Annotated in this window: 14 protein-coding genes and 1 tRNA gene; 3 read left to right on the top strand and 12 right to left on the bottom strand. The window is 32.2% G+C overall.

Annotation, left to right across the window (positions count from 1 at the left end; all coding sequences use genetic code 11):
• Both ACIQ2I_RS03875 and galA read left to right on the top strand, forming a co-directional pair.
• Window positions 1-599, top strand: a 599-nt coding sequence (locus ACIQ2I_RS03875) for a glycosyl hydrolase 53 family protein (protein ID WP_396181113.1), incomplete at its 5' end; no start/stop codon positions are given.
• 4 nt (window positions 600-603) lie between these two features.
• On the top strand, window positions 604-3,039 hold the full coding sequence (gene galA / locus ACIQ2I_RS03870) for a beta-galactosidase GalA (protein ID WP_396181112.1): 2,436 nt from the start codon (window positions 604-606) through the stop codon (window positions 3,037-3,039).
• A gap of 323 nt (window positions 3,040-3,362) precedes the next feature.
• On the opposite strand, the gene ACIQ2I_RS03865 is transcribed toward galA, so the two are convergent.
• On the bottom strand, window positions 3,363-4,403 hold the full coding sequence (locus ACIQ2I_RS03865) for a type I restriction enzyme HsdR N-terminal domain-containing protein (RefSeq protein ID WP_396181111.1): 1,041 nt from the start codon (window positions 4,401-4,403) through the stop codon (window positions 3,363-3,365).
• 112 nt (window positions 4,404-4,515) lie between these two features.
• On the opposite strand from ACIQ2I_RS03865, the gene ACIQ2I_RS03860 reads away from it, so the two are divergent.
• Complete coding sequence (locus ACIQ2I_RS03860) at window positions 4,516-4,878, top strand: hypothetical protein (protein ID WP_396181110.1); 363 nt, start codon at window positions 4,516-4,518, stop codon at window positions 4,876-4,878.
• Between the two features lie 201 nt (window positions 4,879-5,079).
• Here the strand turns inward: ACIQ2I_RS03860 and ACIQ2I_RS03855 are convergent.
• From ACIQ2I_RS03855 to ACIQ2I_RS03805, 11 genes are all read right to left on the bottom strand, one after another.
• A tRNA-Arg gene (locus ACIQ2I_RS03855) sits at window positions 5,080-5,153 on the bottom strand.
• Window positions 5,154-5,281: 128 nt separating this feature from the next.
• Entirely contained in the window at window positions 5,282-5,731 is a 450-nt protein-coding gene (locus ACIQ2I_RS03850) for a GatB/YqeY domain-containing protein (RefSeq protein WP_396181109.1), read from the bottom strand.
• Between the two features lie 110 nt (window positions 5,732-5,841).
• The gene (gene ftsZ, locus ACIQ2I_RS03845; RefSeq protein WP_396181108.1) at window positions 5,842-7,851 is read right to left on the bottom strand and encodes a cell division protein FtsZ; all 2,010 of its coding nucleotides are present in this window, start codon (window positions 7,849-7,851) and stop codon (window positions 5,842-5,844) included.
• 43 nt (window positions 7,852-7,894) lie between these two features.
• The gene (ftsA, locus tag ACIQ2I_RS03840; protein ID WP_396181115.1) at window positions 7,895-9,262 is read right to left on the bottom strand and encodes a cell division protein FtsA; all 1,368 of its coding nucleotides are present in this window, start codon (window positions 9,260-9,262) and stop codon (window positions 7,895-7,897) included.
• Between the two features lie 10 nt (window positions 9,263-9,272).
• Window positions 9,273-9,995, bottom strand: a complete 723-nt coding sequence (locus tag ACIQ2I_RS03835; protein WP_396181107.1) for a cell division protein FtsQ/DivIB — start codon at window positions 9,993-9,995, stop codon at window positions 9,273-9,275.
• Entirely contained in the window at window positions 9,982-11,331 is a 1,350-nt protein-coding gene (gene murC, locus ACIQ2I_RS03830) for a UDP-N-acetylmuramate--L-alanine ligase (RefSeq protein WP_396181106.1), read from the bottom strand. Before murC ends, ACIQ2I_RS03835 begins: the two co-directional genes overlap by 14 nt.
• A gap of 28 nt (window positions 11,332-11,359) precedes the next feature.
• Entirely contained in the window at window positions 11,360-12,451 is a 1,092-nt protein-coding gene (gene murG, locus ACIQ2I_RS03825) for an undecaprenyldiphospho-muramoylpentapeptide beta-N-acetylglucosaminyltransferase (protein WP_396181114.1), read from the bottom strand.
• On the bottom strand, window positions 12,448-13,833 hold the full coding sequence (locus tag ACIQ2I_RS03820; RefSeq protein ID WP_396181105.1) for an FtsW/RodA/SpoVE family cell cycle protein: 1,386 nt from the start codon (window positions 13,831-13,833) through the stop codon (window positions 12,448-12,450). The genes murG and ACIQ2I_RS03820 overlap by 4 nt, the downstream gene beginning before the upstream one ends.
• 34 nt (window positions 13,834-13,867) lie before the next feature.
• Window positions 13,868-15,202: a UDP-N-acetylmuramoyl-L-alanine--D-glutamate ligase gene (murD, locus tag ACIQ2I_RS03815; protein WP_396181104.1), complete on the bottom strand. Its 1,335-nt coding sequence runs from the start codon at window positions 15,200-15,202 to the stop codon at window positions 13,868-13,870.
• A 1-nt stretch (window position 15,203) separates the two neighbouring features.
• Window positions 15,204-16,424, bottom strand: a complete 1,221-nt coding sequence (mraY, locus tag ACIQ2I_RS03810) for a phospho-N-acetylmuramoyl-pentapeptide-transferase (RefSeq protein WP_396181103.1) — start codon at window positions 16,422-16,424, stop codon at window positions 15,204-15,206.
• A gap of 69 nt (window positions 16,425-16,493) precedes the next feature.
• The coding region (locus ACIQ2I_RS03805) for a UDP-N-acetylmuramoyl-L-alanyl-D-glutamate--2,6-diaminopimelate ligase (protein WP_396181102.1) at window positions 16,494-17,707 on the bottom strand (1,214 nt) is incomplete at its 5' end.

The raw sequence follows: 17,707 nt of genomic DNA, 5'->3' as shown, positions 1-17,707 counted from the left end.
ATACTTTTGAAGTGATTTCAGCTTTAAAAAACGCAGGCGTAACTCCAGAGTGGGTGCAAATAGGAAATGAAATTCCTGGCGGTATGCTTTGGCCGGAAGGCAGTACCGATAACTGGAATCAATTAGGACAATTGCTAAACAAAGGTTACGAAGCTACAAAAGCAGTTGATAAAAATATAAAAGTAATTGTTCATGTAGATGAAGGTAATAACAACGCTAAATTCAGAACTTTTTTCGATAATGCTACCGCACAAAACGTAAAATACGATATTATTGGTTTGTCCTATTATCCTTATTGGATTAAAAAAGACTATACAGAAACCATTGCTGACTTAGAATTTAACCTAAATGATATGGTAAATAGATATAATAAAGAAGTCATGATTGTTGAAGTTGGCGGAGAAGATGATAAAGTTCAAAACACGTACGAATTATTAAAAGCAACAATAGAGGCGGTAAAAAAAGTACCAAATAACAGCGGTTTAGGCGTAATGTATTGGGAACCACAAGGCGCCAAATCTTGGAGTGGCTATAGCTTAAGTGCTTGGCAAAACGATGGAAAGCCCTCACCCGCTTTAGATGCTTTTAAAGAAAATTAATTTTATGAAAAACATTGCATTTTTACTTTTGAGAAACAAATCAGTTTTAATTATTTTCTTTCTTTTTGCGATTACAAGTGTAATGGCGCAAGAAAAAATAAGCTTAGATGAAGATTGGAAATTTCATTTTGGTCATGCAGCAAATGCTGAAAAAGATTTCAACTATAGTAAAACCGCTTTACTTCACAAATCGAATGTTTTTGCAACCACAATTGTACATCCGAAATTTATTGACAGCACCTGGAAAAAGATTAACATTCCGCATGATTGGGCAGTAGAACTTCCATTTATAAAATCAGAACAAGTAGAGATGGACAGTCACGGTTATAAACCAGTTGGTGGTGCCTATCCAGAAACAAGTATCGGTTGGTATCGTAAACATTTTTCGGTAGACAAATCAAAAAGCAAGAAGCGTTTTGAACTTCAATTTGATGGCATCTACAGAAATGCTGAAATTTGGTTAAATGGCTTTTACGTAGGAACCAATTTTAGTGGTTATGTAGGAAATTCGTATGACGTATCTGATTATATTAATTTTGAAGGCAATAATGTACTCGTAATTCGAGTAGATGCTACACAATACGAAGGTTGGTTTTATGAAGGTGCTGGAATTTACAGACACGCTTGGTTACACATAACAGATAAAACTTTCATTCCACAGGATGGTGTTTTTGTTCATTCGGAAGTTAAAGGGAAAAATGCTGAAGTTACCATTGAAACTACCATTCAAAATAATAATTTAAATAATTCAAATAGTGTTATTTACTCGTATATTACAGATAGAAACGGGAAAATTTTAGTCAAAACTAAGGAACAAAAAGTAAATTTAGCAATCCTTAAAAATCAAACCATAAAACAACATTTACAACTAAAAAACCCAGAACTATGGTCGCTTGAAAATCCTTATTTATATAGAGTTGTTTCATTTTTAAAATCAGAAAATCAAATCATTCATCAAACTAAAACTCGTTTCGGAATTAAAACCGTAAAATTTGATGCCAAAGAAGGATTTTTCTTAAATGGTAAACACCTTAAAATTCAAGGTACCAACAACCATCAAGACCACGCCGGAATTGGAAGTGCCCTACCTGATTATATACAATATTACCGCATAAAATTATTAAAAGAAATGGGTTGCAATGCATACAGAGCAAGTCATAACGCACCTACTCCAGAACTTTTAGAGGCTTGTGATAGTTTGGGAATGTTAGTAATAGACGAGCAACGTTTATTAAACAGTAGCCCAGAATACATTAATCAATTTACACGCCTATTAAAACGAGATAGAAATCATCCTTCTGTGTTTTTATGGTCTATTGGTAATGAAGAACAAAACATACAAGGAAATGAATATGGCAAAAAAATTGCACAAACGCTTTTAGCCTTTCAAAAAGATATCGACCCAACAAGAACAAGCACCTATGCTGCCGATATGGGAAATGACTTCAAAGGTGTAAACGAAGTAATTCCTATTCGAGGTTTCAATTATAGAGAATATGCTGTATCGGATTACCATAAAGACCATCCCAATCAACCACTTTTGGGAACCGAAATGGGGAGTACTGTAACCACAAGAGGTATTTACGAAAAAGATGAAATCCGTGGTTACGTACCAGATCAAGATATTACCTATCCTTGGTGGGCAAGCAAAGCCGAAACGTGGTGGAAAATAGCCGCAGAAAACAACTATTGGTTAGGTGGATTTGTATGGACAGGTTTCGATTATCGTGGGGAACCCACTCCCTATAAATGGCCAAATATCAACTCGCATTTTGGAATTATGGATGTGTGTGGCTTTCCAAAAAACATTTATTATTACTATAAAAGTTGGTGGACAAATGAGGATGTTTTACACCTTTCCCCACATTGGAATTGGCCTGATAAAATTGGGAAACCTATTGATGTTTGGGTAAATTCAAATGCAGATGAAGTGGAGCTTTTCTTAAATGAAAAAAGTTTAGGCAAAAAAACAATGGAAAGAAACAGTCATTTACAATGGAATGTACTTTACGAACCAGGAACTTTAAAAGCGGTTGCCTACAAAAAAGGTAAAAAAATTACTGCAAAAATTGAAACAACAGGACTAGCTACACATGTGGTACTAACTCCAGATAAATCAATTTTAATGGCAGATGGAAAAGATGCAACAGTAGTAAATATTTCAATTACTGACGAAAAAGGAAGAGAAGTACCAACAGCGAACAACCTACTTGCATTTACCATTTCTGAAAACGCAAAAATAATTGGGGTTGGAAATGGCGATCCGAGTTCTCATGAACCAGATAAATGCTTAACAGATTCTTGGCAAAGAAGTGCTTTTAATGGAAAATGCCAAATAATTATTCAAGCTGGAAAAAATTCTGGTGAAGTAACATTTGAAACAAAATCTATCGGATTAAAATCAACAACCACAATTTTAAAACTTGTAAATTCTAACTAATTTACAATAACAAAAAGGAACGCTTCGCTATTATTTGTTGTTACCCCAACGAACGGTCTTAGAACTTCACATCATTTTCTAAAGCTACGTTCTTTTCCCATTCAAATGCTGCTCATTTGCCGCAACATCGCACCTTTTTACTTCATAAAAGAAAAAGGTTTTTACTACTATTACTATTTAAATATTTAGCAAAAACCTTTTTAACCCCTACTAAACATAAAAACGAAAAACCTTTGCCAATTATTTTGACAAAGGGTTTTTTTGGGAATTTATTAAGAGTCAATCAGAAGAATTTGTGAGACAGTTATGAAAAAAAATTTCTTTTAAACCAAATTTGACAAAGCTGATTCTGTTATTTCTTTTTTTAATTTTGTGATTGAAGAAACAGTTACATCCTCTAATTCAAATCTACTGCCATTAATATCGATAGCTTTTAATTTTTCTTTGAAAACTAAAGAGCATATATTTTTAGTTTGTTTTTCGTCAACTATGATAAGAAATGAATTTTTTAAATCTCTGTAACTTATTCTGTCCAAATCAACAGTTTTTATTTTTGAAGACATTGCAAGAATGGTTTTTATTACATTATAAGCTTTGATTTCTTCAGTGGTTGTCATAATACCACTATTTGAAGAAGCAATTTCTTTTTGTATAATTTTATCTAACGCTGTCTTAATTGAAATTGAATTAATTAGTTCCTTGATTTGAGCTAGCGCTTTCGGAGAAGACTTTAAACCTCCCATATTTTTAAAAATCATCTTAGCTAAATCATCAGATTCTATATCTGTTAATGTTTTGTATAAAGCATTATCAAAATTTTCTAAAAAATAAACTTCTTCCGCAGCTTCAAGTATGTCTTTTATTTCAAATGTTTGTCTGAAAAACAAAGCCAAAGTTTCTAATTGAGCTGTATCATAATTAATTAAGTCAAAAGTGAAAAATGGTTTTGTATTTAATCCTTTTTTTTCTCTTGCATTAACAGTGTAAAAATTATAAATAATACCATTAGTTAATATTCCGACTTTAGCAGTAGGAGAATATAAACAATATTCATTCAATTGTCTAAAATGGTTGTCATTTAACTTTGCAGTTACACTTTTGCACTCAATTAACATCAAAGGGTCTTTCTTGCCTAAAGTGATGGCAACATCAACTTTACGCCCTTTTTTATCCCCCATATCCGCAACGTGTTCGTGATTATAGTCAATTAATCTAGCATAATTTAATATATTCAAAAATGGATGAATTAAATTATCTCTTGTTTGATACTCATCTTTACTTGAATTTATTGCTAAATTGAAATCCCAATTGTCAAAAGATTTTTTGAGTTGGTTTGTTATTTGCTTTAGTTTTTTACTGTCCATATTTTAGTTAATTTTTTTCAAACTCAAATGTAGTATTTTTAATCATAAAATTTATATCTACTTGATTATTAATTTAATTTCTTACATTTGATTTATATTTAAAACATAAATTATGAAAAAAATTTTTACTGCGTTATTATTTTTTACTTTAATTTCTTACTCACAGGAATATAAATTCGGGGCTGGTTTAGCAAATGGTGCCATATTTAAAACTGAAGGAAGCTTGTCTATAACAGAAACAAAAGTAATTTTTGAAACAATCTTCAAGGATAAAAAAACAGTTACAGAGTATGATGTAATTAAAAAAACTAATGGAATGCTTTACTTTACAGATGGAGTAATGAAACACTTTTTTACATTTGTTGAACAAAAAGGCACAAAAAAAGGTTTTGAATACGATACAATGGTAAGTTTTAATTTTGATAAATCTCAATCACCACTTACAGTTATCTATTTTTGTAAACTTCAAGAATAATATTTGTTAAAAATTATTTTCAAACAATTTTAAGTTTAAAACAATTAAAATACAAAATTAAAAAAATCCTTAACATACTAATAAAAGTGTGGTTAAGGATTTTTTGTTTAAACATTTTTAATTAAAAACCGATACTTTTTCAATCGGTTTAGCAAATGTTTAACAAAAACCTTTTTAACCCCAATAAATAGGAAATAATTGTGACCGCGGCAGGGTTCGAACCTGCAACCAACGGAGCCGAAATCCGTCATTCTATCCAGTTGAACTACGCAGCCGTTTATTTTTAGATTGTTAGATCTTTAGATTTTTAGACTTGTTAGATTATGAGATTTTAGAAAGTTAGATAGAATCTAAGTAATCTAAGACATCTAACCGGTCTAAAAATCTAAGAAGTCTAATTTATCTAAACCAATAGTTTTTTTACAATCGTAGAAATGGTTTTTCCTTCTGCTTGTCCGCCAATTTGTGCTGCGGCTAAGCCCATAACTTTTCCCATTGCTGCAATTCCAGATGCGCCAGTCTCGGCAATGATTTTCGCTACAATAGTCTCTACTTCTGCTTCAGATAATTGAGCAGGTAAGAACTTTTCGATAACTGCAATTTGTGCCAATTCTGGTTCGGCTAAATCGGCACGATTTTGTGCTGTAAAAATTTCGTAACTGTCTTTACGCATTTTTACCAATTTTTGTAAAATTTTAATTTCGTCTGCTTCTGAAATTTCTTCTTTAGATCCCGAGGCGGTTTGCGCTATTAATATTTCAGATTTAATGGCACGCAATGCTTCAAGAGCCAGGGTGTCTTTGGCTCTCATAGCGTCTTTCATGCTATCCATAATTTGTGTAGCTAAGCTCATATATTTTTGATTTTAAGTAGTAAATTATTTATTATGCGAAAGTAATAAAAAAATCCCGACTCGTTTATAACTTGTCGGGATTTAATAGTATTTGGTTTGTTTATTTTTGGTTAATCTACATTATCATGTAAAAACGAATTGTTAGAACGCAATTGCATGTCGTCGTTACTATCCATTCCAATAGACATGCGCGAAGGCGGGTTTTGGTTTGGCATACTTGTAACGTCTAATCCTAAACGACGGAAAGCAGGTTCTTTTTCTAAATCATCAATTCGATTTGGATTGTTGAACTTGTGATTGAAGTTTTTCAATTTGCTTTTACGTTCTTCAGCTCTTGATTTTAAAATGTCTTCAATTGACATTTCCACTGGTGAAATACCATCAAAGCTAAAATTAGGATCGAAACTAATAGGTGCTGCAACTGGCTCTTTTTGTTTGATAGTAAAATTTATTTCTTCATCAATAGGTTCTGCAGCGACTTGAATATGTGCAGCTGGTTCAAATGCTTCTTCAAGTTCTTCTTCTAATGTATATTTGATAATTCCTTCTTCTCCAAGTTCCGTAACTGGGAAAAACTGAACGGCCTCATTTACTTTGATGTCTTTGGTTTCTTCGCTTAATTCAAAAACAACAGTATTTTTTATGGTTTCTATTTTAGAATCGAACAAATCTAAAGAAAAATTGAAATCTTGTGTAGCCACAACAAATTCGGGATCAATTACTTCAATTTCTCTAACAGAATTAGAAATAATTTCAAATTCTTGTACCGGTTGTAACGTTTCAACAACAGGTTGCGCTACTGCTTGTATTTGAAATTCTGCGGAAACATTTTCAAAAAATACATCTAAATTTTTAATAATTTCAGTAGTTTCTATTAAATCTGAAACCTGAGCTTGAACAATTTGTGGTTGTTCTACTTCTAAATCATTTAATTCAAAAACAATTTTAGCAACCGGTTCAGCTACTACTTCCTTTGGCGTTTCTGCTTCAAAACTGACATTATTAGCAATTTGTTCTTCAAAAGAAAAGTTAGGCGTAGGTACCGCATTTGGTGTTAAATTATGTTCTACTTTTTGCTCACTATCTAAAGAATGAATAATTTTCTTTGGCTCTGCATTTACGATCTCTATTTGTTGTTCTATATTAAAACCTGTAGCAATAACAGTTACCGAAATAGCGTCGCCTAATTTTTCATCTTCACCAATTCCCATGATGATGTTTGCGTTATGCCCTGCTTCGTTTTGAATGTATTCGTTAATTTCACTAATTTCATCGATAGTAATTTCATCAGAACCAAATGTGATAAGCAACAATACATTTTTAGCACCTGTAATTTTATTATCGTTTAATAATGGAGAATCCAATGCAGATTGAATCGCAATTCTTGCTCTGTCTGCACCTGAAGCAACATAAGATCCCATTATTGCTGTTCCGCTATCACTTAAAACTGTTTTAGCGTCTTTTAAATCTATGTTCATTGTTAGGTGATTGGTAATCACTTCTGCAATACCTTTTGAAGCTGTAGCTAAAACTTCATCGGCTTTGGAGAAACCTGCTTTAAAACCAAGGTTACCGTACACTTCTCTTAATTTGTTATTATTTATAACAATTAAAGAATCTACTTGTTTTCTTAATCTTTCTACACCTTCCATAGCTTGATCGTAACGATTTTTACCTTCAAACTGAAAAGGAATGGTAATAATTCCAACCGTTAAAATGCCTCTTTCTTTTGCTAACTGAGCAATTACAGGTGCTGCACCAGTACCAGTACCACCACCCATACCAGCTGTAATAAATACCATTTTAGTATTTACATCTAGCATTTTTTCAAGTTCCTCAATGCTTTCTAAAGCGGCTTGTTGTCCGATTTCTGGCTTTGCTCCTGCTCCTAAACCTTCAGTAAGATTTACACCTAATTGAATTTTATTTGGAACTGGGCTAGTTTGCAGCGCCTGAGAATCCGTATTACACACTACGAAATCTACTCCAATGATTCCTTGTTTGAACATGTGGTTGATGGCATTACTACCTCCGCCACCTACTCCAATTACTTTTATTACGTTTGATTGATTTTTTGGTAAATCAAAAGTAATGTTTCCAAATTCGTTGTTGCTTTCCATATATTTGGCTTTGTTTTTAATGTGTTATTTGCTACTAATAACTTTATTCTACATTATCTAAAAACTCTTTAATTTTCCCTAAAAGGTTATTAAAGTCGTATTTCTTTTTTCTTTCTGTTGGTTCGTTTTCAACCGGAGTTGAATTAGTTTCTTCCCCTGCATCTTCAATTACATTTACTTCAGTAGATTGAGATGACGCTACTACTGGTTCAGGAATTTTCATTTCTACAAACGGAGTAGCGCTATTGGTTTGGTTACGTAAACTTTCCATAACTAAACCTACTGATGTGGCATATAATGGGCTAGATAATTCTTCGCTTGAATTTCCTGCTAAATGCTCATTTGGATAACCTATTCTGGTATCCATACCGGTAATATATTCTACCAATTGTTTAATATGTTGTAGTTGCGAACCACCTCCTGTTAATACAATTCCTGCAATTAATTTTTTCTTTGGCTCGTCATGCCCGTATAATTTAATTTCAGCATATACTTGTTCAATAATTTCCACCACTCGAGCGTGAATAATTTTTGATAGGTTTTTTAGTGAAATTTCTTTTGGTTCACGACCTCTTAATCCAGGAATAGAAACAATTTCGTTGTCTTTATTTTCTCCTGGCCAAGCCGATCCGAAACGTGTTTTTAATAATTCGGCTTGTTTTTCAATAATAGAACAGCCTTCTTTAATATCTTCTGTAATTACATTTCCACCGAAAGGAATTACCGCTGTATGACGAATTACACCGTTTTTAAATACGGCTAAATCTGTTGTACCTCCACCAATATCGATAAGTGCCACACCTGCTTCTTTTTCTTCTTCACTTAAAACAGCATCTGCTGAAGCTAAGGGTTCTAAAGTTAACCCTGTTAATTCTAAACCCGCATTTTTTACACAACGTCCTAAATTTCTAATAGAAGCTGCTTGTCCTACTACAATATGAAAGCTAGATTCTACTCGGGCACCATACATTCCAATAGGTTCTAAAATTTCAGATTGTCCGTCAATTTTAAATTCTTGTGGTAAGGCATGAATAATTTCTTCACCTGGAAGCATGGATAAATTTTGAACTTGACAAGTTAATAGTTCAATATCATTTTCTCCAATTACTTCTTCTGGATTTTTTCTGCTGATATAGTCGCTATGTTGAATACTACGAATGTGTTGTCCTGCAATTCCAACCACCACATCATTAATTCGATAACCTGAATTATTTTCTGCTTCTGAAATAGCTGCTTGAATAGATTGAATGGTTTGCGTGATGTTATTGACTACACCTCTGTGTACCCCTAAACTTTTAGATTTTCCTACCCCTAGGATTTCTAGTTTACCGTACTCATTTTTCTTGCCGATCATTGCTACAATCTTTGTTGTACCTATATCTAAACCTACTGCAATACTTTCTTTGTTCATCATCTATTCATTATTTTGAACACACTACTTGTTGTGTGAAAATTAAATTTATTGATTTGTACTTTTCAATTATTGAATCTTTCGATGCGAATTGATAAAACGCTTTATAATTTTTAAACTTCTTGTCTATTAAAATGGGTTTTCCAAAATTGATATCGTAATCATGTTCTCTTGTTAGCATATTCATGCTTCCATTTTTCTGAATCGTGATTGCAATGATATGTTTTCTTAAAAAATCATCTTTCTCAATGGTCTTAAATGTCTCTATGAAACCTTTTTTAAATTCGCCTTCAATATTTCCTTGAACAATAGGAACTCTTGATGAAAAATTATCCGACAATTGAAAAATACTTCCATTTTTATCAACATATAAAACGCGATTATTATTAACAATTCTTGCGACTGGGGATTTCTGCAAAACTTTAGTTATTAACATACCGTCTTCTGAAATAAACGCTTCAGCATTTTCGATAAATGATTGCTTTTTTAGGGCACTTTCCAATTCTTTCAAATCTACTTTATCTTTTTGAATTGAGGAAGTCCCTCCTAAATTTTGTATTAACAAGTTATTAACCATTTCATTTGTTAAAAACATTTTGTTATTGCCCTGAAAATCAACTTGTATTTTAGCAATTTTCTTGTTTTGACTTCTACTTTGTGTAAAAGAATACAAAAAAATTAACACCAAAAGCATCATTACTAACCGAATATTTTGCCAATTAATTTTTTTCATTTAGCACTTTTTTAATGTCCTTTACCATTTCACCAATATCTCCTGCACCAATCGTAATATATACATCTGCAACAGAATTTTGAAAGCATGTTAATAACTTTTCTTTGGTTACTAATTGTTTATTTTTAGAATTAATTTTCTCTAATAACCAAGAAGCATTTACCCCTTCAATAGGCAATTCTCTGGCAGGATAAATTTCTAATAAAAGTAGTTCATCAAACTGAGACAAACTTTCTGCAAAACTTTCAACAAAATCTTTAGTTCTACTGAACAAATGAGGTTGAAAACATGCTATTATTTTTTTATTTGGATATAATTCCCTTACGGCTTGATGTACCGCATTTATTTCCGTTGGGTGGTGTGCATAATCATCAATATATACTAATTTTTCGGTTCTAATTTGAAATGAAAATCGACGTCTAACACCCTTGAAAGTAGCTAACGCATTTCTAATTTTTTCGTTTGCTACACCGTACGATTTTGCCATAGCAAAAGCCAACAAAGCATTAGTTAAATTATGATGTCCTGGTAACCCAAATTTTACATTTTCAATTAATTCCGTTGCGGTTTTTACATCAAAAACATAAAAACCATTGGCAATTCTTATGTTTTGGGCGACATAATCCGCACCCCCATTTACAGCAATTGTATTTCCTTCTAAAGGCAATCCTTTGACAATAAATAAATTTTCTGATGGCACTTTACTAGCAAATTCTTCAAAAGATGCTTCAATAGCAGCTACATCTCCGTAAATATCTAGATGATCTGCATCCATAGATGTTATACAAGACACATTGGGATGTAAATACAAAAATGAACGATCAAATTCATCTGCTTCTACTACAGTAACTGTTTTTCCTGTACCAATTAAATTTGAATCATATCCTTCTACAATTCCGCCTAAAAAAGCAGTAACATCTACACCACTTTCATACAAAATATGCCCCAAAATACTTGATGTTGTAGTTTTACCGTGTGTGCCCGCAACAGCGAAACAAAAAGTATCTTTTGTAATAATGCCTAATACCTCAGCACGTTTTTTCACCGTAAATCCGTTATCTAAAAAGAAGTTCCATTCTGTGTGGTTTTTTGGAACCGCTGGCGTAATAACTACTAGAGTATTTTCTGAGTTTTTAAAGCTATCTACTATTAAATCTATGTTGTCTTCAAAATGAATTTTTATACCACTTTCTTGTAACTCGGAAGTTAATTGTGTTGCTGTTTTATCATAACCCGCCACATTTTTTCCAATGAATTGAAAATAGCGTGCCAAAGCACTCATTCCGATTCCACCGATTCCAATAAAATAAACGTTATGTATTTGATTTAAATTCATTTTTTTATTGCTGTTGCAATTGTTTTTATTATTTAATTAATTTTTTTATTTCTTCAACTATTTCTTTTGTTGCATTGGGTAACGCTAATTTTTTAATATTCTGTGCCAAGCTTTCTAATTTTCCTTGATCTTTAATTAATGCTTCGAAAACAATTTTAAATTCTGATTCTAAATCTGATTCTTTAATTAAAATCGCTGCACCTCTTTCGACAATTGCTTTGGCATTTTTTGTTTGATGGTCTTCGGACACATTTGGCGAAGGAATAAAAATGGTGGGTTTTCCAACAATACACAACTCGGAAACAGAAGATGCGCCTGAACGAGAAATTACCACATCAGCAGCTGCATACACCAAATCCATTCTATCAATAAATGCCACAACTTGAACGTTTTCTTTTTCGTTATATTTTGAATATTCTTTTAAATAATGCTTGCCACATTGCCAAATAATTTGAAAATCGAGATGTAATAAAAAATCTAATTCTTTTTCAATTAGTTGATTTATTCTTCTAGCACCTAAACTTCCCCCTAAAATTAGAAGTGTTTTCTTGGTAACTTCTAAATTAAAATAAGTCAGTGCTTCGTCTTTTTTGCTTACCACTTCCATTAAATCTTGTCGCACTGGATTTCCCGTAATATGTAATTTATCTTTTGGGAAAAAGCGTTCTAAATTTTCATATGCCACACAAATGGAATTGGCTTTTTTGGCTAATAATTTATTTGTAATTCCAGGATAAGAATTTTGTTCTTGAATAACCGTTGGAATTCCTAAAATTGATGCCACTTTTAAAACAGCTCCACTAGCAAAACCTCCCGTTCCAATTACCACATTAGGTTTAAATCTTTTTAATATAAAATACGATTTTATTAAACTTGTAGCTAATTTTATTGGAAACATTACGTTTTGTAATGTAAGTTTTCGTTGCAATCCTGTAATCCACAGCCCTTTAATTTCATAACCGGCTTGCGGTACTTTTTGCATTTCCATTTTATCCTTTGCACCTACAAATAAAAATTTAGCGTCCGGATATTGAAATTTCAATTCGTTTGCAATAGCAATTGCTGGATAAATATGTCCACCTGTTCCGCCACCGCTAATGATAAATCGTTTTTCCATTATTTTTTATTTATAACCGCCTTCATTGGATTTTGTCCGTTTACTAAACTATCGCCTTGAGTATCTAATTCGTTTTCTTGTTTTAAAGATTCACGAATAGAATACTTCATATCATTTACTTTATGCTCGTCTTCCGAAAGGGTTTCTTCAGAATTTTCAGCATTCATAACTACTACTTCTCTTTCTATTAAACGCTGTAAAGCGGCTTCTTTATCTTGAAAATCTTTTAAATCAGCAGCAATCTCATCTTCTCTTTTTGTTACACTAAGAATAATTCCTAAGGACAAACAAGTCATCCAAATTGAAGTTCCTCCACTACTAATTAAAGGCAAAGGCTGACCTGTAACTGGCAGTAATTCTACAGCTACACCCATATTTATCAGGGCTTGAATTATTATGGGAAATCCTAGTCCGATGATTAATAATTTTCCAAACAAATTAGTTGTTTTATTCGCTCTAATTAAGAATCTAAAAAACAACAACATGTAAAAAAACACTAATACATATCCTCCAATTAGTCCATATTCTTCAATTATAATAGCAAAAATAAAATCGGAAGAAGATTGAGGTAAAAAATTCTTTTGAATACTTTTTCCTGGTCCTACTCCATTAATTTTTCCTACCGCAATAGCAATTTTAGCATTTTCTATTTGATATTTGTCTTCATCTGGTTTATCTGAGGTAAAATTTTCAATTCTACTCACCCAAGTGTTGACACGGCTAAAGGTTTTGTGTTTTGGAAAAGCTTGCGCCAACAAGAAAAAAAGTGCCAATAAAGCTATTCCAGTTGCCAATACAATTCCTAAATATTTTAGAGGATATTGTCCAATGTATAGCAACATAAAAACCATTGCAAACATTAAAGCAGCTGTGGAAAAATTTGAAGGTAAAATAAATATTAAAACCGCGCCAACAGGAATCCATATTTGAATAACTGAATCTCTAAACGTATATTTGGTTTCGTTAATTTTGGTTAATGTTCTCGCCACATATACCATTAAAATTGTGAAGGCAAGTGTGGAGGGCTGAAACGAAAAATTGACGAAAGGAATAACCAACCATCGACTAGCATTAGCACCACCAATTGTTTTTCCTTGTAATAATGTAAATAGCAACGCCGGAATGATTATCCAAATGGCAAAAATGGAATATTTTTTAAATTTTTCGAAGTGCAATTTATGAACCAGAAATACAATAAGCATTCCAATAAAAAGATGCGTAAGATGTTTTAATAACAACATAAAAGTAGAACCCGTGCCATTACCAACAGTATAAACTAAATTGGTGCTAGCACTATAAACAGGCAAAAAGGAAACTATGGCTAGTAAAATTATTACTGCCCAAATTGTTTTATCGCCTTTAAGTTGGTTGACTATTTTATTCATTATAAATTTTTGCTCTTGTAAAATTCAATTACAATTATAAATTTTGTACCGCTTGTTTAAATTGACGACCTCTGTCTTCATAGTTTTCGAACAAGTCAAAACTAGCACATGCTGGTGAAAGCAAAACAGTATCGCCTTTTTCAGCCATTTTGTTAGCTATTTTTACAGCTTCAGACATGGAAGTTGTTTCAATAAACATTTCTACTAAACCTTCAAACTTGTCGACTAGTTTTTTATTATCAATTCCTAAACAAATAATACCTTTTACTTTTTCACGAACCAACGCCATTAACTCGTCATAATCATTTCCTTTATCCACACCACCAACAATCCAAACTGTAGGTGTGTTCATGCTATCTAAGGCAAAGAATGTGGCATTTACATTTGTAGCTTTAGAATCGTTAATGTATTGCACATTATTAATTTTTAAAACTTTTTCCAATCTATGCTCTGCCCCTTGAAAATTGGATAAGCTTTCTCTTATTGTTGCTTTTCTAATATTCATTAATTGAGCAACAGTTGTTGCAGCCATAGCGTTTTTTACGTTATGTTTTCCTTCTAAAGCTAGTTGATTTATCGGCATAATAAAATGGTCTTCGTTAAGGTTGATATTAATTTCGTTGTTCTCTGTTATGCTTCCGCCTATGTTTACTTTTTTTGAAATTGAAAAAGGCACTTTTTTTGCTTTTGTTTGATGGGAGATAAACCAATTTGAAATGGCTTCATCATCCTCATCATAAATTAAATAATCCGTTTCTGTTTGATTCATTGTTATCCTAAACTTTGAATCGATGTATAAATTGTAATCGTAATTATATCTGTCTAGATGGTCTGGGCTTATATTCAAAATAATTGCAATATTTGGCTTGTAATTAAAAATACCATCTAATTGGAAACTACTTAATTCTAGCACATAACAATCGTGCTTGTTTTCGGCTACTTGCCAGGCAAAACTTTTCCCAATATTCCCTGCTAATCCAACATTTAAACCGCCTTGTTTAAGTATATGATACGTTAACAAAGTAGTAGTAGTTTTACCATTACTTCCAGTAATTCCAATTGTTTTTGCAGTAGTAAAAGGTGCTGCAAATTCAATTTCCGAAATCACGGGAATCTTTTTTTTAAGTAACTTTTTTACAATGGGCGCATTATCTGGTATCCCCGGACTTTTCATTACTACATCGGCATTCAGAATTAAATTTTCAGTGTGTTTTTCGTCTTCCCAAGCAATGCCATTAATACTAAGAACTTCTTTATAATTTTCTTTTATTTTTCCAAAATCAGATACAAAAACATCGTATCCTTTTTTCTTTCCCAGAATAGCCGTTCCAACACCGCTTTCACCACCACCTAATACAACCAATCGCATGTTATCTTAGTTTTAAAGATACTAATGAGAAAATAGCTAAAATGATAGCCACAATCCAAAAACGTGTTACGATTTTACTTTCGTGATAGCCTTTTTTCTGATAATGATGGTGTAATGGCGACATTAAGAAAATACGACGACCTTCGCCAAATTTCTTTTTGGTATATTTGAAATAAGCTACTTGTAACACGACTGAAAAGTTTTCCGCTAAGAAAATACCACATAAAACAGGAATCATTAATTCTTTTCTAACTGCGATTGCAATTACAGCTATAATTCCTCCAATTGTTAAACTTCCAGTATCACCCATAAATACAGTTGCGGGATAGGTGTTATACCACAAAAAACCAATTAATGCGCCTACGAATGCAGCAATATAAATAGTCATTTCACCCGAATTTGGGATATACATAATATTTAGATAATTTGAAAAAATGATGTTTCCCGATACAAATGTGAATATCCCTAAAACCAATACTGAAATGGCTGAAGTTCCCGCCGCCAAACCATCAATACCATCTGTTAAATTCGCACCATTTGAAACGGCAGTTATAATAAAAATGACCACAGGAATAAAAATTAACCAAGCCCAATTTTGATAATCATCACCCATAAAAGAAAGTACTTCAGCATAATCAAACGTATTATTTTTCACAAATGGAATGGTTGTTTCCATTGATTTTACTTCTGGTGAAGTGGATTTAATAACTGTTTCTATCCCTTGCTTTTTTAGCACCACATCCTCTTTTACGGTTACGTTTGGATTAAAGTATAAAGTAACGCCTACGATAATTCCAAGTCCAATTTGACCAATAACTTTAAATTTTCCTTTTAAACCTTCTTTATCTTTTTTGAAAACTTTAATATAGTCATCTAAGAAACCAATACTACCCATCCATACGGTAGTTACTAAAAGCAAAATGATGTAAATGTTGTCCAATTTTGCCAAAAGTAAAACAGGAACAAGTGTGGCTAAAATAATAATTAGTCCACCCATTGTTGGGGTTCCTGCTTTTTGCACTTGTCCATCTAAACCTAACTCACGAACCGTTTCACCAACTTGTTTGTTTCTTAAATAGCTAATAATTCTTTTTCCATAAATGGTAGAAATTAATAACGATAAAATAACCGCTATTCCAGATCGGAAAGTGATATATTGAAACAAACCTGCTCCTGGCAAATTATAAGCTTCATCTAGATATTTAAAAATGTAGTATAACATAATTTTATAGGTTTAAATTCCAAATCTTTAAATTCCAAATTCCAAGTCGTTTGACTTAATATTTAGAATTTATTTTTCTAATTGATTTAATAATTCTTGTACAATTTGCATATCGTCAAAATCCTGCCGGACTCCGTTTATTTCTTGATAGGTTTCATGACCTTTTCCAGCAATCAGAATAATATCACCTGAATTTGCCATTTGACAGGCGGTTTTTATAGCTTGTTTTCTATCTAAAATAGAAAGTGTTTTTTTAAAATTCTTACCTTCAACTCCAACTTCCATTTCTTCAATTATGGTTTGAGGATTCTCTGTTCTTGGATTGTCTGAAGTAAAAATGGCTTTATCACTCCAAGTGGCCGCAATATTTGCCATTATTGGTCGTTTTGTTTTATCTCTATCACCACCACAACCTACAATTGTAATTAATTGTTCGTTTTTTGTTCGAATATTTTCTATAGTTTTCAGCACGTTTTCCAAAGCGTCTGGCGTGTGTGCATAATCAATTATTGCAGTAATTTTAGTGTTAGAAATAACAAACTGAAAACGGCCTGAAACACTTTCTAACTCGGATAACAATCGTAATGCTTCTGTACTTTCAATTCCTAATTCGATTGCTACACCGTAAATGGCTAAAATATTATAAGCATTAAACGAACCAATTAATTTTGTCCAAACTTCTTCGTTATTAATTTTTAAAACCAATCCAGATAATTGATTTTCTAAAATTTGTGCTTTAAAATCAGCATAGGTTTTTAAAGCATAGGTTCTTTTTTTAGCCAATGTATTTTGGAGCATTACTTCTCCGTTTTTGTCATCGATATTTGATATTGCAAAAGCTGTTTTTGATAAATGATCAAAAAATGATTTTTTAACATCTCTATATTCGGCAAATGTTTCGTGATAGTCTAAATGATCATGTGATAAATTCGTAAACACGCCGCCTTCAAAATATAAAGATTCGGTACGTTTTTGATGAATACCATGTGAGGAAACTTCCATAAAACAGAATTCGCAACCTATTTCAACCATTTCGTCTAAATATTTATTAATAGTTAGCGAATCTGGAGTTGTATGAGTAGCTTTATATGCTACCTCATCAACCATAATTTTAACGGTTGATAATAATCCTACTTTGTATCCTGCTTTTTTAAACATTTGATACAATAACGAGGCAATTGTAGTTTTTCCGTTTGTGCCTGTAATCCCAATTAATTTTAGTTTTTTCGATGGATTATCGAAATAATTTGCTGATAAAAACGCTAATGCTTGATTAGCATTTT

Origin of the sequence: Flavobacterium sp., from assembly GCF_044368995.1 — a bacterium.
Taxonomy (GTDB): domain Bacteria; phylum Bacteroidota; class Bacteroidia; order Flavobacteriales; family Flavobacteriaceae; genus Flavobacterium.
The sequence above is the reverse complement of the archived record's forward strand: the minus strand, read 5'-3'. Positions and strand labels throughout refer to the sequence as shown.